This is a genomic window from Flavobacterium sp. C4GT6 (assembly GCF_036347315.1).
Classification (GTDB): domain Bacteria; phylum Bacteroidota; class Bacteroidia; order Flavobacteriales; family Flavobacteriaceae; genus Flavobacterium.
In genome coordinates this window covers 221,868-246,151 of the sequence record NZ_JAZGZU010000005.1, presented here as the reverse complement: position 1 = coordinate 246,151, position 24,284 = coordinate 221,868, and the positions used below count along the sequence as shown (strand labels likewise).

At 37.0% G+C, this 24,284-nt stretch carries 19 protein-coding genes; 6 read left to right on the top strand and 13 right to left on the bottom strand.

What is annotated here, in order from left to right; translation table 11 throughout:
* Positions 1–5: 5 nt before the first annotated feature.
* From V3Z67_RS08810 to V3Z67_RS08765, 10 genes are all read right to left on the bottom strand, one after another.
* The gene (locus tag V3Z67_RS08810; RefSeq protein WP_035132647.1) at positions 6–398 is read right to left on the bottom strand and encodes an ExbD/TolR family protein; all 393 of its coding nucleotides are present in this window, start codon (positions 396–398) and stop codon (positions 6–8) included.
* A 2-nt stretch (positions 399–400) separates the two neighbouring features.
* Positions 401–1,108 carry a MotA/TolQ/ExbB proton channel family protein gene (locus tag V3Z67_RS08805; protein WP_442902262.1) on the bottom strand — a complete coding sequence of 236 codons (708 nt, stop codon included), beginning with the start codon at positions 1,106–1,108 and terminating at the stop codon, positions 401–403.
* Between the two features lie 152 nt (positions 1,109–1,260).
* On the bottom strand, positions 1,261–4,197 hold the full coding sequence (secDF, locus tag V3Z67_RS08800; RefSeq protein ID WP_330442945.1) for a protein translocase subunit SecDF: 2,937 nt from the start codon (positions 4,195–4,197) through the stop codon (positions 1,261–1,263).
* Between the two features lie 139 nt (positions 4,198–4,336).
* Complete coding sequence (locus V3Z67_RS08795; protein ID WP_330442944.1) at positions 4,337–5,272, bottom strand: malate dehydrogenase; 936 nt, start codon at positions 5,270–5,272, stop codon at positions 4,337–4,339.
* Positions 5,273–5,461: 189 nt separating this feature from the next.
* Positions 5,462–7,402 (bottom strand): DNA topoisomerase (ATP-hydrolyzing) subunit B, encoded by a 1,941-nt coding sequence (gyrB, locus tag V3Z67_RS08790; protein ID WP_330442943.1) that lies wholly within the window; start codon positions 7,400–7,402, stop codon positions 5,462–5,464.
* Between the two features lie 277 nt (positions 7,403–7,679).
* Positions 7,680–9,296: an asparagine synthase B gene (gene asnB, locus V3Z67_RS08785; RefSeq protein ID WP_330442942.1), complete on the bottom strand. Its 1,617-nt coding sequence runs from the start codon at positions 9,294–9,296 to the stop codon at positions 7,680–7,682.
* Positions 9,297–9,526: 230 nt separating this feature from the next.
* A complete protein-coding gene (locus V3Z67_RS08780) occupies positions 9,527–9,979 on the bottom strand; it encodes a hypothetical protein (protein WP_330442941.1) in 453 nt (150 codons plus the stop codon).
* A 19-nt stretch (positions 9,980–9,998) separates the two neighbouring features.
* A complete protein-coding gene (locus V3Z67_RS08775) occupies positions 9,999–10,907 on the bottom strand; it encodes a hypothetical protein (RefSeq protein WP_330442940.1) in 909 nt (302 codons plus the stop codon).
* 118 nt (positions 10,908–11,025) lie between these two features.
* A complete protein-coding gene (locus tag V3Z67_RS08770; RefSeq protein WP_330442939.1) occupies positions 11,026–12,795 on the bottom strand; it encodes a TonB-dependent receptor in 1,770 nt (589 codons plus the stop codon).
* 29 nt (positions 12,796–12,824) lie between these two features.
* Positions 12,825–15,839 carry a tetratricopeptide repeat protein gene (locus tag V3Z67_RS08765; protein WP_330442938.1) on the bottom strand — a complete coding sequence of 1,005 codons (3,015 nt, stop codon included), beginning with the start codon at positions 15,837–15,839 and terminating at the stop codon, positions 12,825–12,827.
* A gap of 195 nt (positions 15,840–16,034) precedes the next feature.
* Between V3Z67_RS08765 and V3Z67_RS08760 the strand changes: the two genes are divergently transcribed.
* Genes V3Z67_RS08760 through V3Z67_RS08740 form a run of 5 tightly spaced genes read left to right on the top strand, consistent with a single transcriptional unit; the run spans position 16,035 to position 20,601 of the window.
* Complete coding sequence (locus V3Z67_RS08760) at positions 16,035–16,718, top strand: cell division ATP-binding protein FtsE (RefSeq protein ID WP_035132629.1); 684 nt, start codon at positions 16,035–16,037, stop codon at positions 16,716–16,718.
* 2 nt (positions 16,719–16,720) lie between these two features.
* Positions 16,721–17,452 (top strand): glycosyltransferase, encoded by a 732-nt coding sequence (locus V3Z67_RS08755; protein ID WP_330442937.1) that lies wholly within the window; start codon positions 16,721–16,723, stop codon positions 17,450–17,452.
* Positions 17,442–18,743: a hypothetical protein gene (locus V3Z67_RS08750; protein ID WP_330442936.1), complete on the top strand. Its 1,302-nt coding sequence runs from the start codon at positions 17,442–17,444 to the stop codon at positions 18,741–18,743. Before V3Z67_RS08755 ends, V3Z67_RS08750 begins: the two co-directional genes overlap by 11 nt.
* Positions 18,744–18,771: 28 nt before the next feature.
* Positions 18,772–19,653, top strand: coding sequence for a glycosyltransferase family 2 protein (locus V3Z67_RS08745; RefSeq protein ID WP_330442935.1), 882 nt, complete (start codon positions 18,772–18,774; stop codon positions 19,651–19,653).
* Between the two features lie 3 nt (positions 19,654–19,656).
* A complete protein-coding gene (locus tag V3Z67_RS08740; protein WP_330442934.1) occupies positions 19,657–20,601 on the top strand; it encodes a glycosyltransferase family 2 protein in 945 nt (314 codons plus the stop codon).
* On the opposite strand, the gene V3Z67_RS08735 is transcribed toward V3Z67_RS08740, so the two are convergent.
* Positions 20,598–21,014 (bottom strand): sugar 3,4-ketoisomerase, encoded by a 417-nt coding sequence (locus tag V3Z67_RS08735; protein ID WP_330442933.1) that lies wholly within the window; start codon positions 21,012–21,014, stop codon positions 20,598–20,600. The genes V3Z67_RS08740 and V3Z67_RS08735 overlap by 4 nt on opposite strands.
* Complete coding sequence (locus V3Z67_RS08730) at positions 21,011–21,826, bottom strand: glycosyltransferase family 2 protein (protein WP_330442932.1); 816 nt, start codon at positions 21,824–21,826, stop codon at positions 21,011–21,013. Before V3Z67_RS08730 ends, V3Z67_RS08735 begins: the two co-directional genes overlap by 4 nt.
* A 44-nt stretch (positions 21,827–21,870) precedes the next feature.
* Here V3Z67_RS08730 and V3Z67_RS08725 point away from each other — a divergent pair, with 44 nt between their 5' ends.
* Complete coding sequence (locus tag V3Z67_RS08725; RefSeq protein WP_330442931.1) at positions 21,871–23,007, top strand: glycosyltransferase; 1,137 nt, start codon at positions 21,871–21,873, stop codon at positions 23,005–23,007.
* 2 nt (positions 23,008–23,009) lie between these two features.
* On the opposite strand, the gene V3Z67_RS08720 is transcribed toward V3Z67_RS08725, so the two are convergent.
* Positions 23,010–24,284, bottom strand: coding sequence for an O-antigen translocase (locus tag V3Z67_RS08720; protein WP_330442930.1), 1,275 nt, complete (start codon positions 24,282–24,284; stop codon positions 23,010–23,012).

Sequence of the window (24,284 nt, the reverse complement as noted above, 5' to 3'; positions counted from 1 at the left end):
TCCTATTATTTAGGATTAACTGCCAATACTATTTTGAATTGATTTCTGTAAGCTATATCCATTACACTAACTGCCTTTTCAATAGGCACGCCGGTTTCGGCACGTAACACAATAGCCTTACTTTCATCTCCAGAAAGCATCTCTATAAGAGTTGACTCAAGTGCTTCTTCAGCAATTGGCTTTTTATCTATATAATATTCAAGGTCTTTAGTTATACTTACCGCTACGTTTTGATTATTAGCTGTTTTACCTTTAGCCTTTGGCAGATTAAGATCAAGGGCATCGGTTGTAACCATGGTAGAAGTAAGCATAAAGAATATCAATAACAGGAATACAATATCCGTCATTGACGACATGTTAAACTCGGGCGTTACCCTGTTTCTGCTTCTAAACTGCATAATTATACCGGATCGTTTAATAGGTCAAGGAACTCAACTGCGTTGGCTTCCATCTGGTTTACAATTTTATCTGTTTTTACTACTAAGTGGTTATATCCTATGTAAGCCACAATACCTACAATCAAACCAGCTACAGTAGTTGTCATCGCCGTATATATACCACCTGCAAGAGCGCCAACCTCAATTTGACCTCCTCCTGTTGCTATTTTATGAAACGCAAGTACCATACCAACAACAGTTCCAAGGAACCCAATCATAGGACCTGCACCCGAAATAGTCGCAAGTATACTAACGTTTTTCTCAAGGCTATAAATTTCCAATTTACCGGCACTTTCAATAGCCGTATTGATATCATCAAGCGGTTTACCAATTCTTGAGATTCCTTTTTCTACGAGTCTTGAAACCGGCGTATTTGTATGCTGACATAAAAGCTTAGCACTATCCAAACGACCATTCATTATATGATCCCTAATTTGGTTCATGAACCCTTTATCTACCTTAGATGCCGCTTTAAGCGTAAGCAATCGCTCTATATAAAGGTAAATGGCTACAAATAAAAGTACCGCCAGCACGATCATAATTATCTGACCGCCAATACCACCACTTGTAAGAAGTTCAATAATAGATAATGTTTTTTCTGTAGACTGTTCGTCTAACATAGCTTCCTGAGCCACTGCCAGGCTATCGGCAGCATTCTGAATGTTTACCATAGAGAATTAATTCTTAAAATATTTATCTTTTAAATTTTAACGCTAATATAGGCTAAAAATTGCTTAATAGCCATCACGCTAACATCTCTTTTAGAAATAAAAAAACCTGCCTGAAAATCAGGCAGGTTTTATATATAATGTAATCTGTTATATTATTCAGCTGCATTGTGAGCTGCCTCAACAGCTTTTTTCTCTTTTGCAGACACCGTATCTACAAGTATTGGAGTCGCAATGAATAATGATGAGTAAGTACCTACTACGATACCTACAAGCATTGCAAATACAAATCCTTGGATAGACTCACCACCAAATATGAACATGATTAATAATACAAGCATTACAGTTAATGAAGTATTGATTGTTCTTGATAATGTAGTATTGATTGACTGGTTAACGATACTGTCAAAATCACCCTTAACAGATCCGCCAAGGAATTCCCTTACCCTGTCAAATACAATTACCGTATCGTTAAGCGAGTAACCAATTACCGTAAGGATAGCCGCTATAAAGTGCTGGTTCATTTCCATTTGGAAAGGAGCCCATTTATAGAAAACAGAGTAAATACCTAACACAATGATAACGTCGTGAGCAACTGCCACTACCGCACCTAAACTAAACTGCCATCTTCTAAAACTTAGCATTAAGTAAATAAACACTATAGATAATGAACCAAGTACAGCCCAGTAAGAGTTTGTTTTAATATCTTTTGCAATTGTAGGACCTACTTTAGAAGCCTGCATAATACCCACAGTCTTACCATCGTAAGTGTTTACAAAGTCTTTATATGAAATCTCTTTTGTGTAGAATTTCTTAAGATTATCGTATAGTATCCTGTTAACTTCTTCATCAACTTCAACACCGTGAGCATCTACTTTATATTTAGTAGTAATTCTTAACTGATCGTCGCTACCAAACACCTTAGCATCTACAGCACTACCAAAAGCATCGCTTAGTACACTCTTAACATCTTCTACAGATACTTTGTTTTCAAACCTCACCTGGAAAGTACGTCCACCAACAAAGTCAATACCCTGATCTAAACCATTTGTAAAGAATGAAGCAAAACTACCAAGGATAAGTAATCCTGAGATGATGTATGCAATTTTCTTTTTAGCAAGGAAATTAAAGTTGAATTTAGTAAACCAGTTTTTAGTAATACTAGTATTGAAAGTTAGGTTACCTCCTTTGCTAGCTGCCCAGTCAAGTAAAACTCTTGTGATAAAGATAGCTGTGAAAAGAGAAGTACATATACCTATAAGTAATGTAGTAGCAAAACCTTTAACAGGACCTGTACCGAATATTAAAAGCACTAAACCTGTAAGGAACGTAGTTACGTTAGCATCGGTAATAGAAGACATCGCACCTTTCCAGCTAAATGAAGCCTTAATAGACTCTTCAAGCGTTTTACCCAGTCGCATTTCTTCTTTTGCCCTTTCGTAGATAATAATATTAGCATCTACCGCAGTACCCATTGTTAATACGATACCGGCAATACCAGGTAATGTAAGTACAGCACCTAAGCTCGCAAGGATACCAAAAATGAATAGTAAGTTAACAGCTAGTGCAATGTTTGCATACCAACCTGCCTTACCGTAGTAGAATATCATCCAGAAAGAGATTAATAATAAACCTACTAAAGATGAAGTAATACCGTTATCAATAGCTTCCTGACCCAATGACGGACCAACAACCTCTGATTGTACTATATCTGCAGATGCAGGAAGTTTACCTGCTCTTAATACGTTTGCTAAGTCTTTTGTTTCAGTTACATCAAATGAACCTGAAATTTGAGAACGTCCACCTGAAATTGGACCTGAAGATACACCCGGAGCAGAGTATACAATATTATCAAGTACGATAGCAATGTTACCTTGTTCCTGATAAGCCTGACCTGTTAAATTTTCCCACTCTCTTGATCCTTTAGCATCCATTTGCATTTCCACACATGGCTGACCTAACTGATCAAATGAATCGTTAGCACCAGTGATAACACTACCGCTTAATGGCGGAACATTTTCTCTGTTGCCTCTTAGAGCATAAAGCTCAACTACACCTTCATTCTTTTTATCTTCTTTACCCCATGCAAAACGAGTATAACGAAGTTCACCCGATAAAGCAGAACGAACCTCAGGCTTTTTTAGGTATGAATTAATCTTAGCTGTATCTGACACAGAAGCCATACCCAGTATTGGGCTTCCCATTGGACCCGGACTGAATATATCAAATAATGGATTGTTGCCTTTAGCAGTAGCAGAAGAATCCTGAGCACTATTACCAATCAATGTATCGATTTTAGCAGCTTCCGGCTCTTCAGTTGTTTTAACATCAGCTTTCATTGCCTCGTTAGCTGCTGTTAATACACCTACCATTTGGTCTACTTTGTAAGTTTGCCAAAATTCAAGCTGAGCTGTACTTTGTAAAAGTCTTTTAACTCTGTCAATATCCTTAGCACCCGGAAGTTCTACAAGAATTCTTCCTGACTCACCAAGTTTTTGAAGGTTTGGTTGTACAACACCAAATTTATCTATACGTTTTGTTAGTACTCCAAATGCACTATCAACAGCCTCATTAACTTTTCTTTTGATAACAACTTTAACTTCCTCGTCAGACATTTGTGTATGAACATCATCAGCTAAGTCTCTGTTAGCAAAAATTTCTGTTGAAGACAATTTAACCGAACCGTTTGATTCCTTAGCGAATGCTACGAAAAACGCGTCCAAGTAATCCTGATTACCTTGTTGTTCCTGTGAAGCTACATCTAAAGCTTTGTTAAAAACAGGATTAGTAGTATTATTAGCTAAGTCCTTAAGGATATCTTTTACAGATATCTGTAGGATAACATTAATACCTCCCTCAAGGTCAAGACCTTTGTTAATTTGTTTGTCTCTTACCTGATTGTAAGTATAACCAAGAAAAACTTCCTGCTTCCCAATTGAGTCCAGGTATGCAAGCTCTTTTTGAGAGTCGCCGCCGGCAGCTGCCTTAGCATCTTCCTGAATACCATTAGAAACAAATGTGAACGAAAGCTGATAAATACTTACGATCGCAAAAATAATTGCGAAAAATTTAATGAGTCCCTTATTCTGCATTAGTACTAAAAATTAATTATTCCATTTTTTAAAAACGAGCAAATATATAATTCTCCAAAAGATTAACCAATTTATTTTCTAAATATATCATAAAAAAAAGACCGCTTAAAGCAGTCTTTTACGATATATTAAGAAAATGTTAAGCTAATACTGATTTCAATGCTTCATTCATATTCCTAACAGCGTCGGCGCTTTTAGCGAATAAAGCCTTCTCTTTCTCGTCCAGGTTTATAGTAACAATCTCCTCTACTCCATTTTTACCAATTATACAAGGTACACCAATACAAATATCACTTTGACCATATTCTCCCTCAAGGTAAACCGAACACGGTATCATTTTCCTCTGGTCGTTAAGAATACTGTCTACAAGATATGCTACAGATGCTCCCGGAGCATACCATGCCGATGTCCCCAGTAAACCTGTTAATGTAGCTCCTCCCACCATAGTATCGGCAGCTACTTTATCCATCACTTCCTGAGAAAGAAAATCAGACACAGGGCTACCGTTGTAAGAAGCGATTCGTGTAAGCGGAATCATAGTAGTATCACCATGACCACCTATAACCATTCCCTGAACATCGTTTGATGGTTTATCTAAAGCCTTAGACAGGTAATATTTAAAGCGTGAGCTATCCAGAGCTCCTCCCATACCTATAATTCTGTTTTTAGGCAATCCGGTTGCTTTAAGCGTTAAATAAGCCATAGTATCCATTGGATTAGACACTACAACTATAATTGCATCGGGTGAATATTTAAGAACGTTATCTGCCACAGTTTTCACAATACCGGCATTAATACCTATAAGCTCCTCCCTGGTCATACCCGGTTTTCTTGGAACTCCCGATGTTATTACCACCACATTACTGTTTGCTGTTTTAGAATAGTCGTTTGTACTTCCTGAAACCCTTGTATTAAATCCGGTAGTAGTAGCACATTGCATTATATCCATAGCTTTACCTTCAGCAAAGCCTTCTTTAATATCTAATAAAACCACTTCACTGGCTATACCTCTGTAAGAAATCACATCGGCACATGTAGCACCTACATTACCGGCGCCTACAATTGTTACTTTCATAGTATTATATTTTTAGATTGGTTATCGAAAAAAGTTATTGTTTCTAACAAATATAACAAAACCAACCATTTAAAACACGTCAAATTACCAATATTACATTAATATTTACCCTTTATTACATTTTAAATACAAAACGGGGTGCCATTAACATGACACCCCGTTTTTTCATAATTATTTTATCAATAAAGCTTATGCATCAATTTTTGCATATGCTGCATTTTTCTCAATAAATTCCCTACGTGGTGGCACTTCATCACCCATTAGCATAGAGAAGATCCTATCAGCCTCTGTAAGACTGTCAATACCTACCTGACGAAGCGTTCTGTGCTCCGGATCCATAGTCGTATCCCAAAGCTGCTCTGCATTCATCTCTCCAAGACCTTTATAACGTTGGATAGTTGCTCCACCACCCATTCTCTCATTAATCATATCACGCTGAGCATCATTCCATGCATACTCTTTTTTAGCACCTTTCTTAACAAGATATAATGGCGGAGTAGCAATATAAACGTGTCCGTTCTCGATTAGCTCTTTCATAAACCTGAAGAAGAACGTAAGGATAAGTGTAGAAATGTGACTACCATCAACATCGGCATCACACATAATCACTACTTTATGATAACGAAGCTTCTCTAAGTTAAGAGCCTTACTGTCTTCTGCCGTACCTACAGTTACACCAAGTGCTGTAAACATGTTTTTAATCTCATCGTTTTCAAACACTTTGTGGTGCATTGCTTTCTCTACGTTAAGGATTTTACCCCTTAGCGGAAGGATAGCCTGGAAGTTACGGTCACGACCCTGTTTTGCAGTACCACCTGCCGAGTCACCCTCAACAAGGAATATTTCACATTTTGCAGGATCCTGCTCAGAACAGTCAGAAAGTTTACCCGGTAAACCACCGCCACCCATAACGGTTTTACGCTGTACCATTTCGCGGGCTTTTTTAGCAGCGTGGCGTGCCTGAGCCGCTAAAATAACCTTTTGCACAATGGTTTTAGCATCGTTTGGATTTTCCTCAAGGTAGTTTTCAAGCATTTCACTTACTGCCTGACTTACAGGCGCCACTACCTCACGGTTACCAAGTTTGGTTTTGGTTTGCCCCTCAAACTGAGGTTCTGCCACCTTAACCGAGATGATTGCCGTTAAACCTTCACGGAAGTCATCACCCGAAATCTCAAACTTAAGCTTATCAAGAAGCCCTGATGAGTCGGCATATTTCTTTAAGGTATTGGTTAACCCCCTACGGAAGCCCGATAAGTGAGTACCACCCTCGTGTGTATTAATGTTATTTACATAAGAGAAAATATTCTCTGTATAACTGGTATTGTAAACCAATGCCACTTCTACAGGAATCTCACCCTTATCTGTCTCCATACTAATTACCTCTGCAATGATAGGCTCACGGTTACCGTCAAGGAATTTAACAAACTCCTTTAAACCTTCTTCAGAATGAAATGTTTCGCTTAGATACTCGCCTTTATCATCTTTCTCCCTCATATCAGTCATTGTGATACTGATACCCTTATTAAGGAAAGAAAGCTCACGCATACGTGCAGCAAGTGTATCGTAAGAGTACTCTGTAGTCTGGGTAAAAATGGTTGCATCCGGTTTAAAGGTTACCGTAGTACCTCTTTTATCGGTTTCACCAACCTGTTTTACAGGGTAAACAGCTTTACCCCTTTCATACTCCTGTTCGTATATTTTTCCTTCGCGGAACACTGTAGCCTTTAAATGATCGGATAGCGCATTAACACACGACACACCCACACCGTGTAAACCACCGGAAACCTTGTAAGAGTCTTTATCAAACTTACCACCGGCACCAATTTTTGTCATAACTACCTCAAGTGCAGACACACCTTCTTTCTTGTGCATGTCTACCGGTATACCACGACCGTTGTCTTCTACAGTGATTGAATCATCTTCATTAATAGTAACATAGATAGTATCACAATGCCCGGCCAGAGCCTCATCTATCGAGTTATCAACTACCTCATAAACAAGGTGGTGTAGACCTCTTGTACCCACATCTCCAATGTACATGGAAGGACGCATCCTTACGTGTTCCATTCCCTCCAGGGCCTGAATACTGTCTGCCGAATAATTGTTTTGCTTTACCTCTTCACTCATATAATCTGTATTCTTAATGAATTTTTAAGTTAACGAACAAATATATGAAAACGCGACCTATATTACTACCAAATACCCGCTTTTAGCAACTAAGTTATTAACAATTTATTAAATTTTGATTTTTAATGTAAATAAACAGCAATACACCTCCTAAACCCATAAAATAACCATTTAACAAGCTAAAAAGCAACCTGTTTAAACACACAAAACACCATGCATTGCTTCATGGTGTTTTTAATAAACAAACAAACTAAAAATTCAAAAAAACACAACATTGTCACACCTCAACCTTAGCCTGTGCAATAGCCGTATCGGCCATTACGTGAGCTGCATTAGCCCTACCGCTGGGATCGGTATTTTCCTGCCATTTAGGTATCCATTTCCTTACGGTTTGTGCCGCACTCCTTTGTGGGAAGTGTTTATGGAAAACCGACCTGTAATAATAAGCCTCTTTTGTTGCCGGAGTATTATACGGGAAACGCTCTTCTGCCTTTTCCATATCTGTATCGCTAACCTGCGAGGCACAATACTCAATAAGTGTATATATCCAACCGTAACCTACACCGTCTGAAAACTGTTCTTTCTGCCTCCACAACACCTCATCCGGCAGGTAAGGCTGTTCCGGAGTATCAAATGCTTTTCTTAAAATATATTTCTCAACTCCGCAGTAGGTTTTAGGCTGTTTTTCCTGTGGTTTAATTTTCATAGCAACCTCTAAAAACTGCTTATCTAAGAACGGAACTCTGGCTTCAAGACCGTGAGCCATAGTCGACTTATCTGCTCTCAGCAAATCGGCTGTAAACAGCTTTTGCACCCTATCTATAAGTTCTCTCTGGAAATCTTTTTCAGTTGGCGCATTACGGAAATACAGGTAACCTCCAAAAACCTCATCGGCTCCCTCGCCCGAAAGCACAACCTTTATACCTTTTTGCGTAATGGCTTCCGACAGAAAGTACATAGGTGTACTTGCCCTTACCGAAGTTACATCGTAAGTTTCAAGATGCCATATCAGTTTATCCAGCACAGCAATTCCCTGCTCTATGGTAAAATATATTTCATGATGTTTTGTATCTAAAAACTGAGCGACTTTACGTGCAGCTACCACATCGGGTGCGGCGGCATCAAGCCCTATAGAAAACGAATGCAACTCCTGCCCTCTTTGTTTTGCGAGCCTTGATGCAACAGATGATATTAAAGAAGAATCCAGACCGCCACTTAGTAACACGCCTACCGGAACATCACTCATCAGTCTTTTTTCAACCGCCTGTGTAAGTCCCTCCCTTAAAGCTTCTAAAGCTACTTCTTCTACTGCTGTTGCAGCATCTTCCCATTCTGGTTTGTAGTACTTTACAAATCCCGTTTCGGGTGTATAGTAATGCCCCGGCGGAAATGTAGAGAATGTTTGGCACTGATCGGCCAGTGCTTTCATTTCGGAAGCAAAGTATATGCGCCCCCTTTCATCCAGTCCGTAATACAATGGTTTTACCCCAAGCGGATCACGCCCTGCAATAAAGTCGTCCCCTTTAATAACAACAAAGGCAAACATACCATCCAGTAAATGACAAAATTCATAGCCAAACTCTTCATACAGATGCACAATAACTTCTGAATCTGAATGCGTCCTGAATATGTGGTCTTTTAGCACCGTACCTCTAAGTTCCTGATGATTGTATATTTCGCCGTTATGCACCATCCAGGCTGTATTAGTACCCTGTATCGGCTGTTTACCTGTTGTTAAATCTATAATTGATAAACGTTCATGACTTAAAACATGCCCTTTCTCTGTTACATGCAGGTCACTTTCGTCCGGTCCTCTATGGGACATTCTTTTTGACAGCTGCTTAACAAGGGCTTCATCTTTCCCTCTTCCGATGATTGCTAAAATTCCGCACATAGTATTTAAATTTTATCTCATTTTAACCCTTTTGGTTATTTTTTATAAGACAAATTTGAATTTTAACTTTCATTTTAAAAACATATACACTAAAAAAGATTACACCTTGAAATAAAAAACAAAGAATTAAAAACATTTTAAAAGTAAAACCAAAAAAACTTCCCCTTTTTACTTACAAATTAAAAAAGCCACCTGTAGAGGTGGCTTTACTATTCTTTCTGTAAAAAAGTCTAACAAAATTCTTCAATAATATATTTTGTATTATTAACCTCAATTTCATGCCCTTGCTCTCCCCCAAGCAATTTACTACCCAATGGAGACTGTGGCGACAGGGCAAAAACGGTAGTACCTTCAACCACAATTTTTGGCAGCGCCGTACTTAAAAACAAATACATATTATTTGCTTTTACCAAACTGCCTAATATAATTTTTGACGAAACCGCATCGGTCTCAATTTTATCTAATACCGATTTTTGTTCCAGTATTTCCTTTAATTTATGATTTAGTTTTTCCTGCTCCAGGTGCATCATGGAAAGGGCTGTTTCGTGCTTATCACCAGCCGAACCTTTAGCATCGTTAGCAGCTCCTTCTGTAAGGGCATCTATCATATCCCTAAAAGCATCTTCTTTATCCTGAACCTGCTGCCTGTAATAAGCAAGCACTTTAATTTTTAATGATTGCAATGGTATTCTTATTAAATATTTATTTCTTTTCTTTTTTTAATTCCTGTATTTGCCTAATAGCATCATGTGCAAAAGCCACATCTTCATCATTGCCGTATTTTGCAATTTTCCCATAGTATTTTTCGGCATTATCATAATCCTTCTCCCTAACATACAAATTAGCTATATTAGCCAAAACTATAATATCATCTTCCCTATAACTTTCCGCTTTTAAAAAACACTGTAAAGCCGTTTTAAAGTCTTCGTTTATCACACTTACAACACCTAAATTACTCAGACTTTCAACACTATCGTGATAATACTTCAACACGGTTTCAGATATCTGTACCATGTTAACTAACAAATCATCATTGTTAGTATCATACAGCTTAGCAGTATAAGCCTGAACATTTTCCAGCATAAAATCCTTACCGTTGTCCATAAGTTCACCACCTATCCATTTCCATTTGTTATTGATTTTATATGAATAATCTATAACTTTTATTACTTCTTTAGTAAAAGCATCATAATTTTCCGCTTCTCCTAAAACATGTATTTTACCGAAACGCATATCCAGCCTGTCGGGAAACTTTTCTATCCCGGCAGTAATAACAATAAGTGCTTCATTGATATAATCCTTTTCATAAAACCTTTCATCTACCATATAAAAAACCTGAGTGCTGTCTTCGGTATTAACCATCTCTAAATACTCCTCTCCTTCAGGTTCATCACGAAACCCTACACCATTAACCATCCCTTTGTTCACATTGTAATTAAAGGCAGCAACATAATAATCAGGATCATTTACACCTTTCTTTTTCCATTTTTTTAAAAGTTCCTGCTGACCAATAGTATCATTAGCCTGTAAAAGAGCTGAAAACTCCTGAAGTGTTTGTGCCGATAGCACCGAAGCAAAAAGAAATACAGCTAAAAAGTATAGTTTTCTCATAAGGTAAAGCTATTTATATACCTGCCAAATATACCCAAAGTTTTAACATTTACAACCCTATAAAAACAAACCCTGCCACATGGCAGGGTTTGTAATATATTGTTTATAGATTCTATTATCAGAAATTAAACTTGTAAGAAGCCCCTACAAGGAATTGGAAGCCCTGTACCGGGTAGTTTACCCAACGTTGGTAATTTTGGCTTGCAATGTTATTTAGTTTTAAGAACCCTGTAAGCCTTTCACTGTATTTATACCCTACATGAGCATTAGCATCAAAATAACTATCCAGTGTAACAACAGCTTCTGTAGCTAAAGGATCAACAAAATCAGGATTGCTAACCGCTACAAAATCTTTTCTTTCACCTACAAAGAAAACATTAGCTCCGGCATACCATTTTTCGGTAATATCAACATCCAGGTCAGCACCTATTTGTATAGCCGGAAGGTTCCATGCTTCCTGAAGATTTCCCATAGAATAGCTACTGAAGGTACCATTTACACCAAAGCTCACGCTTTTAGAGAAATCTGCTTTAAGTTCGCCAAAGAAACTAACGGTTTGCATTTTATCATAAACCAGCCCGAAAGAGTTACCATTTGCATAAGCAGGTACTTCAACATCAGGTTGTGGCTGTGGTACAAGAGCAGGATTATAGTTTGCAAAGAAAGCCCTGTTGTCTTCATTTTTATACGATCCGCGAATGTTATAAGCCACATTACTTGCCAGCTTACCTTTTAAACCAACATAAATGTCATACTGCTGATCTGTTGGTGCAACCATAAGGTTTGGCATCATAAAATGATTTTGTTCTACAAAATCAGCATATGAGTTTTGTTTCAATGTACCTTCGGCACCGGCATAGGCAATCATTAAATCACCCACAACTTTGTAAGAAGCCTTAACCTGCGGATATACATAAAACTTATTATCACTTTCTCCCATTAGTTTACCCATACTGTAAAACAGTCCGGCTCCAAGCTGTACCGAAAGATCATCTCTTTGGAACAATACGCTTGGCTGAATACCTACGTTAAAGTAATTATAGTCTATAGCTGAATATAATCCGTTCTCTTCAAAGTTACCACCTACATAGTCAGCAATAAAATCTACTTTTATTTTTTCGTCAAGCACATCGATATCCAGTGACGGCTTTACATAAAAACGGTTTTCGGCCGAATTGAATGCATCCCAAAAACGTTTGTACTGAACTGTAGCATCTCTAAAGAAACTATTTTCGGCTGCTACTTTACCGCCAACATAAAATGTATGGTAAGTTTGCTGCGGATCTATAGTTGCTATATACTCATCCGTAAACACCTGGTATTCCAATGGCAGTCCATACCAGTTATACACCTGATTATGATATCCCAAATCGGCATTCCAGCTATAGGCTTTTTGCCTGTTACCATAGGTTAAATCAAGCGAAGTGTCGTAGTACTTATCATCAAGCACCACATCCTTTATACCTCCCTGTGAGGAAAGGTGGCGCAGCATACCGCCTACATACTCATTACGGTTTAGGTTTTCGGTAACAAAAAGCTCGGCATTAACAGTACCGTAGTTTCCTGCACCAAGAGTCGCATAATTATTATAAAGTGATTCTTTTTTCGCTCTTTTAACCCCTGCTGCCTTACCCTTTGCAGGCGTAAATGTAGAGGCTACCGGAAAAGAGAATATATTGTATTCTATTTCCTTTTTCTGGGCATTATCGTCGTCCTCCACAACCGGAGTTTCTTTTACTTTAAAAGCATCTGAAATAGTAGGAGTATATGGTTTAACTACGTTTACCACTTCGGTTCCTATATTCTCGTCCTTCTTTTGAGCCGTGGCAGCCTGAAACCCTGCCAAGGCTAAAACAAAAGCTATTTTATATTGAAATTTGATTGTCATAACTAAATTTTAAGAGGCTTGGGTTATACTTAATTTTGGATAGATGAATTGGTTTTTGCTTCTTCATCCTTAATCTTTTTAAGCTCTGCCTGAGCTTCCTCTACCACATCAGGGTAGTCTTTAAAGTTCTTGGCTACACTCTCCAGTATGTATGTTGCCTGGAAACTGTCTTTTAAGCCATAGAAGTTTTTAGCCATTACCACAAGAGCTTTGGCTCCAAAATATTTATAACCCGAATAATCTTTAGAAAGCTTTTGCACTGCTGCGTTTGAAGCCTCATATTTCCCTTCCTTGTTCTTAAAATAAGCATCATAATACAACGCCTCTGCCGCAAGTTCACCTTTTGCAATGGTTAGCAGCTTGGCATAAGCCGTTTTTGCTTTTGCTTCATCGTTAGTTTTAATAGCCGAACGCGCTATGATAATTTGCGCATCACTCTTAACCCTGTCTTCCGTTTTAGTGTTAGCCATAACCTTCTCGGCATATACCACTGCATTGGCATAATCTTTTTGGTCATAGTAACACTTCATAAGGTTAGACTGTGCAAACGTTACGTTTTGCGGGAAATCGGCCTCAGCCTCCAGTCTTTTCAGTACCGGAAGGGCTTTCTCATAATTTTTATTTTTCAAGTGTATTTCAGCCAGCCTTGCAAGGGATGATTCGGTAAACTCATTTCTTGATTTACCAATCACGTACTCATAATGTGGCACGGCATTGTTTTCGAGCTTCTCGGTAAAGTAAGATTGCGCCAGGTAGAAATTAGCTTTAAGTGCCGATATACCATTAGGGAACTGCGCTAAATAACTTGTTAGTGCAGATATAGCACCTTTAGTATTGTTTTGCAGGTATTGTTTTTCGGCAGCCTCAAAAGCAGTATTGTCTAGATCGGCATCGCTTACATCAACAAAGTCAAGTGTTTTAACCCATGCTGCATATTCCTCAGTTCTTCCGCTATCCACATAAATAAGGCGTGCTGTACTAACAGCCTCCATAGCCTCTGGTGTATTAGGGAAGTCGGCAACCACTTTCTTGAATTTATCAAGTGCCTGCTTATCGTTTTTAGCATTGTAGTAAATAAGTGCCTGACGCATCATGGCTTTAGATACATACGAACTGCTTTTATACTCACCTATAAGTCTGTCATACGTTTGTAGCGCCTTAGTAGTATTGTTTTCTGCCACATAAGTGTTACCTAACTCGTAAAGGGCATCATCGGCATATTTTGACTTAGGGTACGATTGTACGAATTTGGTTAAATCTTCAATCTTTCTTTCATTTCTGCCTACAAAACCATAGCTAATTCCTTTTTGGAAGAAAGCATAATCGGCATCAATACCTTTCATATCAATAGCCTTATTATAGGCTTCCATAGCCGGCCAGTATTTTGTAGAAACAAAGTGACTGTCTCCCAAACGCAGGTAAGCATCATTAAGCCTTACTTTGTCGTCTTTAGCGGTCTCTACATATTTCTGGAAAAACTCGGCAGCCTTTTCATATTCCTTCAGCTTAAAGTAAGTGTACCCTAAGTTGTAGTTTACATTTTTATATTCAGGAGTCGATTTCGCCTCATCAAAGCCCATAAACTGCTTAAAGCTCAATAGCGATTCGTTAAACAGACCAAGTACATACTCGGTTTCTGCTTTCCAAAACGTTGCCCTTGCCGTAAACCTTGGATCACGCTGCTCGGCAATCGATTTTTTAAACAAATCAAGTGCATCGTGGTAGCTACCGTCTGTATATAATTCAAGTCCTCTATAGAAAGCTACTTTTTGGTAAGCCAACCTATTTTCAGGAGATTTGTTTTTCTCAAGCAGGCTTAATGCTTCCTTGTAGTTTTTAGAAGTAATGTAGGAGTCGATAAGTAATCCCTGAACTTCCTGCTTAAACGGCGTTTGCGGATACTTATCCATAAATCCTTTAAGCACCTCCGGTACGCTTTGGTACGGGTTACCTATTTCATAACTCAGCTTTGCATAGTTTAAGTAAGCATCTTCCTGGATTTTTAGGTCATAATCCATCTCCGACGCATTTTTAAATGCATTAAGTGCCTGTTGTTTTTTATCAGTTTTAAGGTAACTTTCCCCTAAATGGTAGTAGGCATTTTGTGCCACAAAGTCGTTACCTTCAATAATTTTATTGAACTGCGCAATGGCGTTTTCATAATCACCCTGCTTGTAGTAAGCATAACCTAACTGATAATAATCGGTATTATTCCATTTACCACGCTTACCCCTATATTCATTTAGGTAAGGGATAGCCTTATCATATTGTTTAAGGTTAAAGTAACTCTCTCCTATAATTTTATTAAGCTCTGATTTTTCCATAGCATTAGACTTGGCCAATTGTGGTTCGCCTAAATCAATTGCTTTTTGGAAATTACCCAGCTTAAAGTTCATATCAGCCTGGAAGTAGGACATTTTCTCTTTGTACTCGTCCTTATCTTCTACCTGGTCAAAATACTCATTGGCATCTTTATAGTTATCACTTTCGTAAGCAAGATACCCTAAATAGTACTTCGCCTGAGAACCAAACTCTTTAGAGTTGATTACTTTGTTAAGGTATTTTTCAGCCTGTTTTTTATCGCCTGCATTAAAGTAACTATATCCTTTTTGGAAGTTATATCTTTCCTTGTCTGAATTAGACATAGAAGCTTCGTCTACCTTATCATACCATTTTAAGGCCTGTGGGTATTTACCCTGATTAAAGTAGTAGCCCGCCACCTCAACATAAGCCTGATTTTGCTTAGTGCTGGTTGGGTAATCTTCCACAAAGTTTTCCATAAGCATATCGGCATTCATTTGCTCCAGTCTTATGGCACAGTTTGCTATATAGTAAGCACAGTCGGCCTGCACTTCCATTTCCTTGTTTTCGGTTTTGGTTTTCTCAAAAAGAATTTGTGCAGCCTGGTATTGCTTTTCACCATAAAGCGTCACAGCCTTATCAAAGTCTTTTAGGTCGTGTGTGTAAATTTTAGATTGTTGTGCCGATAGGCTAAGGGCACATAACGGTACTGAAAATAATAGTAACCTGTTTAGTCTGCGCATATTGGTTTTTTTATTTTATGGGTAGCCAAATATATCAATTCTTATTCTATTAAACGGTTTTTAATACAGATTTAGTATTAGTTTAATAAAAACCTCAAAAGCATAAAAAAGGTTAAATTTCAACCACCTTAAAGAATAATTTTTTGAATAAAACCGTTTACTTTATTACTTTTACCAAATAAACAGACTAAGACTATGTCCCAACCCGTATTATCGTTAAAAAACGTAAATGTATATCAGGATAACAATGCCGTAATAACCGATATAAACCTTGAGGTTTTTCCCGGAGAGTTTATTTATATTATTGGTAAAACCGGGTCTGGTAAAAGTAGTTTTATGAAAACCCTGTATGGCGACCTTAAGCTAAAACAGGGAGAGGGTACTTTTGTAGATTATGATCTTGCGACCCTTAAGGAAAGAAACATCCCTTACCTGAGAAGAAAAATAGGAATCGTTTTCCAGGACTTTAAACTCCTACCCGACAGAAACGTGTATGACAACCTTTTATTTGTACTTAAGGCCACAGGCTGGAGCGAAAAAAGGGAAATGGACGTTAAGATAAACGAGGTACTGGATAAGGTAGGAATGAAAAATGCCGTATACAAAATGCCTCACCAAATTTCAGGTGGTGAACAACAAAGGGTTGCGGTAGCACGCGCACTGCTAAATGACCCTGAGGTTATTATTGCCGATGAGCCTACCGGAAACCTTGACCCGCAAACCAGCGTAGAGGTAATGCAGCTTCTTAAGGAAATTAACCAAAACGGTAAAACCATTATTATGGCAACGCATGATTATGCCCTTTTAATGAAATTCCCTTCTAAAACACTTAAATGTGACAGCGGTACCCTTTTTGAAGTGGTACAGCGAACGGTATAATTATGAACAAAAAGCTATTGCTTATTATTCCGTTTTATAATGAAGCGTCCAGAATTGACTTAGCCACTTATAATAACACATTTCAACATTATACCGACTGTGACTTCCTGTTAGTTAACGACGGTAGCAGCGACAATACTGCTTCGGTTATTAAAGACCTAAGTAACAAACACCCTAATGCAACTACTCTTGATTTAAAAGTAAACAGAGGAAAAGCTGAAGCTATAAGACAGGCTGTACTACACAGTAAAAATAAAAACTACACGCACATAGGATATCTTGATGCCGATTTAGCCACTCCGTTTGATGAGTTTTTCAGAATGTGGGAGTTTGCACAGAAAAACTCTAATTACAGCTTTGTAATGGGAAGCAGGATAAAAAAACTGGGCAGCGATATAACACGCTACTCCTACAGGCATTATTCCGGTAGGATATTTGCAACCATTGCCAGTAAACTAATACTTAGAACCCCTGTTTATGACACTCAGTGTGGTGCAAAAATCATAAACTATGAACTGGCAATAACACTGTTTGAAAAACCTTTTATAACCAAATGGATTTTTGATTTAGAACTTCTTTTGCGATTCAAGGCAATTGAAAAGCATTACCTTCATAAAATATTTGAGTACGACCTTAGTATCTGGATTGAAAAAGGAGACAGTAAAATAACATTTAAAGATTTGTTAGGCTTCCCCTATCAGCTGGTAAAAATATACTTTGCTTATGGCAGGTAAAATAATAAATTTTATTACTAAAAAGCCCATTACCGCTATTATTGCATTTTGCATAATAAGCAGGCTTATTATTGTACTGCTCTATCAAAACATAACTATTTTCCCCGACTCATCCGGCTATATAGAGCTTGCAGAACGCATTGCCGGTTTTAACCTGAAAGATTATGACGGAACACGCAGCCCCGGCTACCCTATACTAATTGCCTTAGCCGGAAACTCATTAATTATCACTATAGCCTTACAATTCATTATAGGGATTGCAAATGCTGTTTATCAATACAAAACATTACGACTGCTTAATTTTACTACCCAAACATCATTTACCCTTACAGTAGTTTTTAACTGTTTGCTTCATGTAATTTTTTATGAAACAAACATTCTAACAGAAAGCCTCACATTGTTTTTTGTAACCCTTGTATTCTACTTTACCATTAAAGGAATAAACACAGAGCAGAAACTTAAAAACAGTATAATTATAAGTCTGCTAATAGGTTTTCTTGTACTTGTAAAGCCTTTTTATATTTTCCTCCCTTTTTTAATTTACGGTTTTTACACACTAAAAAACTTCAGGCTTTCAAACATTATAAATACTCGCCTTACACTACTTCTGTTCCCTCTTGTTTCTTTTTTAGGATGGTCTTATGTAAATAAGATGAATACAGGGTATTTTGTCTCTACTACTTTTTGGGGAATAAACATAGCCCAAAACTGTGTGTATTTTGCCGAAAAGTGCCCTGAAGAATATAAAGAGATAGGAGATGCATATGCCAATTACAGGGAAAGAATTATTGCTGCCGATAAGGATGTAGCTATGACCATTTGGTATGCAAGACCCGAACTTATGCACATAACCAAACTGTCTTCCCTACCCGACTTTTCTGCCAAACTTAGTCAATACAGCAAGGCCACCATAAAGAAAAATCCTTTAGATTATACTAAGCAGGTGTTTGTATCATGGAGAGACTTTTGGGATACTGCTATTTATTGGAACTATAAAAAATTTAAAGTACCACACGCCAATCAGGGACTGGTTGTAATTTGGTACATACAAAGTTTTATACTGTATTTAATTAAAGTACTCTTTGTATTACTTATACCCTATCACTTAATTCAGTTTCTGCGTAAAAAAGAGATAAATGCAGTAGTTATAATCACAACTGTTATTTTTGCAGCCTCGCTTTTACAGGCTATGGCAACCTATGGTACTAACTCGAGGTTTAGCTATCCCTTCGAGTTTTTAATGATGGTAACTATACTGCTCACTTTCGCAAAAAAGCTCAAACTAACATAATCTTGTTATTTTTGCTAAAACTCTGTTTATGCTATCTATATTAATTCCTGTATATAACTATGATATTAGCCAGCTTCTTCAAAAGATACATACTGAGGTTATTTCATTAAATATACCTTTTGAAATAATTGTGATAGATGACAAATCTGAAAAGTCTTTCCTGAAAAAAAACAAAACCCAGGCTGAACTGCTAAATTGCAAATTCATTGAAAACAAAGTTAACTTAGGACGTACACAAACCCGAAAAAAACTTGCGGAAGAGGCACGTTACCAATCGCTTTTATTTTTGGATTCAGATACACTTCCTGTTTCTGATAATTTTATAGCCAATTACATTAAAGTTATGGATAAAGCTCAGGTAATATTGGGAGGAATAGCTTATAAAACTGAACCAAAAGACCCAAACACTTCTTTAAGGCTGAAATACGGGATTGAAAGAGAGTCTAAACCAGCACAGGTAAGAAGCCTTAACCCGTATGGAAATGTACTTTCGGCAAATTTATTGATTGACAAACAGGTGTTTTTGGAAAACAACTTTTCAAAAGAAGCTAACTTATACGGACTTGATATTTACTTTGCTTACAATCTCTACAAAAATCACACCCCCCTACTACACATAGACAATCCTGTTTACCATATTGGACTGGAGAGTAACGAAGTCTTTTTTAAAAAATCACTAAATGCAGTAAAGTCCAGAAAAGATATCTTAGTAAATAAAGAAGGTATTGAAAACATAAACTCATTACTAAAACATTACAAAAAACTAAAAAAATACGGGTTAAAACCTTTGGTTTCGTTAGGGTTTAAAGCAGCAGAACCAGTCCTTAAACGAAAAATATTAAACGACAATCCTAATCTTTTTTGCCTTGACTTATACAGGCTTGGTTATATTTGTTCTTTAAAAGATTAACATATGCCTTTTTTCTCTGTAGTTGTACCATTATACAATAAGCAAAATGACATAAAAGCAACTTTGCTTAGTGCCCTTGAACAAAGTTTCAGGGATTTTGAGCTTATTGTTATTAACGATGGCTCTACAGATGATAGTGAAAAACACGTACTTTCACTTACAGATGAAAGGATAGTCTATATCAAAACTGAAAACAGTGGTGTTTCTCAAGCCCGAAACTTAGGAATTGAAAAGGCTAAAGGAACTTATATTGCTTTTTTAGATGCCGATGATTACTGGTATCCTAACCACCTTGAAGTACTGCATGAACTTTGCAAATCTTTTCCTGAAGCAGGCGCAGTTACTACAAATTATGAATTTTTACATCCCGGCGGATATATAGAAAACACGTTATTTAACGATATTGACACAGGATATACGGGAATCGTAAATGACTTTTTTAAATCAAGTCTAAAATACCGTTTAATATGGACTACTGCTGTTGCGGTTAAAAAGGAAGTTTTTAAAACGATAGGCGATTTTGATACTCAAATTACACTGGGTGCCGGTGAAGATACTGACATGTGGACACGCATAGCTTTAAAATATCCCATTGCCTATAATGATACCATTACTGCCACCTACAGGCTTGAAGGCGGAAATAGGGTTTCACATGCCCAAACATTAAAACGTGTATTTGCTAAGCTGGATAAGTTTAAGGAAGAGGAAAAAAATAATGTTTCATTGCAAAAGTTTCTTGATTTATATCGCGCTTCCTATGCTCTGAAGCATAAGCTTGCAGGTGATGATAATACATTCCGTTATTATTACAAATCCATAAACAGTCTAAAAAATATATCGGGCAAAACAGCTTTGCTTTTAAAACTCCCTGCACCTTTATTACGAATATTTTATCAGTTAAAACAGCAACTAAAAAAATCAAACATTCATTTTGACATTTACAGCTAAGAGTTTTTACTCTTAGTAAAGTCATCAAAATCACGAATGTAATCCTCTTCAAGGTACACGTCTGACGCTATTACAAGGCATACCGCTCCCGATGAAAAGTTTTTCAGTTCACGCCATATCCCTTTAGGAATTAAGAGCCCCTTGTTAGGGATGTTAAGGGTTACAGTAGTTTCCTGTTCTCCATCGTTTAAAACCACTTCAAAACTGCCGCTTAGTGCGATAAGGAATTCCTGCTGATCTATATGTGAATGCCCTCCCCTTTCGGCACCTCCGGGTACGTCATAAAGGTAGTAAACCCTTTTCATTTCATAAGGAAGTACCTCTTTCTCAATAACAGATAAATTACCACGCCTGTCTTCAATGCGCGGAAGTGAAATTATTTGTATATCTTTTATGGTAGTGTTGGTGTTCATTTTGTTTCAATTAGATCTTTTCTTCCTTTAGAAGCTGCTTTAAGTGCAGTATATATTTCTCCAAATTTAAGTTTTCCCTGTTTCAGGTCAAAAAATACTTTTAAAAACAGCCATTTAAAATAAGCCCCCTTAAAAACACGGCTTAGAAAAGCTCCCTGTACATAATACTTTTTCTTTACGCTTTGTATCAGCGCCGAGTGTACTTCAGGGTGCTGCACTATAACCTCGGGTTCCATAGCTATAATATAACCTTTATCTTTAAGGGTATAGATAAATATAGCTTCCTCTCCCATACTAAATTGTGCTCCAAGACCAAAGCGTTCGTCAAACTTAACATAATCCTTTAAAACGGCTTTATTAATCACCATTTCTACCGACATAATACTGAGCATATTAAAATCAGTAAGAGTAGTAATTCTTTTAGAAGGATATTTTTTAAATAACGAACCATCGGGCTTTACTGTCCTAAAAGCAATCAGGGCAGCATTTCTCTCGGCGTTAAATGCCTGCAGTACCTTTTCTTCAAACTGTGGTTTAAAAACCACATCATCATCGGTAATAATACATATTTTACCTGTGGCTTTACTAAGAGCCAAATTCCTACTTTTAGAGAGCCCTGTTTCAAATGAATTAATAACCCTAACATTGGGATAGTTTGATTCTGCTATAGCATCGCTGGTGGTTTGATTAATAACCAGTATGGAATAGCCCGAAAAATGGTTAGGAAACATCGGGATTAAAAAATCAAGCGAACTTCGGTTCATGGTAGAAACCAAAATTTCAATATCCGATTTTTTAAATCCTTCCTGCAATTGTTTATATATTTACACAAATATAAAAATTTCCCTACGCACTAATGAAAATACTTTTGGTTGGCGAATACAGCAGGCTTCATAACTCCCTAAAGGAAGGCTTAACCACTTTGGGGCATGAGGTAACCATAGTTGGTACAGGAGATCATTTCAAAAAATATGATACCGACTACTCCATCCATCCAAAATACTTTAGTGATTACCTGTTATTACGCAAGGCTAAAAACTTTATTAAAAAGCTTACCGGCTACAATTTTGAAGAAACCGAAAAAGGATATAGGTTCAAAAAATTACTCCCTAAACTAAAAGGGTTTGACCATATACAGCTAATTAACTCAAACGCCATTGAAACCCAACCCGGTTTTCAGATAAAATTGTACAAAAAACTATTACAACAAAACAGGCAAATGAGTTTGCTTGTTTGTGGTGACGACACCCCTATTATAGACTATTGCCTTAACGGAGACCTTAAATACTCCATACTCACACCTTATATTGAAAAAAGGGCAACGGCCCAATATTACAACTATTCTCTAAAGTACCTTACCCCTGCTTACCGCGTGCTATTTAATTGGGTTAAAGATAATTCGGTTTGCCTTGTAACATCTGATTTGGATTATGAAGTCCCTATGAAGGCTCAGGGTTACACTACACGCTTTATACCTAACCCTATTAATACTGATTTGATTACTTACAATCAACCTGCAATTACCGATAAGATTATCATTTTTTTAGGGATAAACCGAATGAGTTACACTAAAAAAGGAATCAGCTTTTTTGAGGAAGCACTCAATATAGTAAAGCAAAAGTATGAGGATAAAATAGAGATTATTGTAACCGAGAATATCCCGTACAAAGAATACATAAAGCTGTATGACAGGGCACATATTTTACTGGATCAGGTTTATGGTTACGACCAGGGATATAATGCCCTTGAGGCTATGGCTAAAGGAAAAGTGGTTTTTACAGGTGCAGAAACCGAATTTACCCAACATTATAATCTTACCGAAAGAGTTGCTGTAAATGCATTACCTGATGCCGAAGCCATTGCAAAAGAACTTTCGTTTTTAATCGAGAATCCCAAAGAGATTAAAGTTATCAGTAAAAGTGCAAGAAGTTTTATAGAACGGGAACACAACTACATTAATATAGCCGAAAAGTATATTGAGGCATGGAAATAAAATCAAGAAAATATCTTTTTTCTGAAGAAAAATGTTAAAATCAATAAATAAATAGCGTAGGTAAATGTGTGTGCCATAACAGCACCTTGTGCCCCAAAACTTTGTATAAAAAAAGTAGCCGTGATATAAAGTATTGCAAAAGACAACAGCTCTGTAATTATAAATGCCTTAGTCATTTTTTTAGCAAAAAACTCATAGCCCAATATAAGAGAGCATGCCTTTAAAAAATCTCCCGTTAATTGCCATACAAATAGCTCACTCATGGGTAAAAACTCATCACTAAGTAAAATGGTAATTATGAAACGTTTAATCAAAAAAATAAAAATCAGCGCAACTCCAAACAAAGGTATTACGGTTTTATAATAACTAAAAAAAACTTTTTGGGTTTCCTTATTTGTTACAGCTTTACTGAGTTTAGGAAAAAAATATACCGTAAGTAAAGTAGAGACAAACATAAGATAGTAAGTAGAAATACGGTTTACAGCCTCCCAGTAACCAGCTTCATTCTCGCCATACTGAGAAATAATACTATTCCTGATATACAACGACACCAAAGCTCCCATTACTACTGTAACCAAAGCCATTAAGCTATAAGAAAAAAAGTTTTTTAATACTCCCGGATTAAAAAAAGAGAAATCAATATAACCAAAGCCCGGCAGCTGTTTTTTTAGCATTAAAAATGAAAAAACAAACATAATTGCAGGCGTAAGGGTTACAGCCAGTAACGCCCCCTCTATACTATATTGCCAGGTTAAAAATGCAGAAAGCAATACACCTGTTATGTTACCTGCTATATTTACTTTTATAACCTGTTTGTACTTACTAAGTCCGTTTAAAACAGAAGTAATTACAATATTACCTGCATACCAGGGCAGTGCAAAAGCCAAAACCTTAAACACCCACTGATGCTCAGGATTCTTTAAAAAAAATAAGCTGAAATAATCTGCCGAAAAAAACAGGACAGTACCCAAAATAAGCACCAATCCCAGAATGGAAAAAAACAACGTAGATAAAACTTCATTTAGTTTTGTTTCATTTTTTTCAAACTCTGCAACATATTTAATTATACCGTTTTGAAAACCAAGGGTAGAAACCGAATCGGTTATAGAAAGAAAGTTTCTTTGATTTCCTATAAGAGCTAAGCCTGAAGGTCCTAAAAACTTAGCTATAATTTTAGAAGTTATAAGTCCGCCCAATACCCTTATCACTACACTAACAGAGTTAAGTGAAAAGACTTTAAAAAGCGATGATTCGAATATTTTTTTTATTCTTTTCAA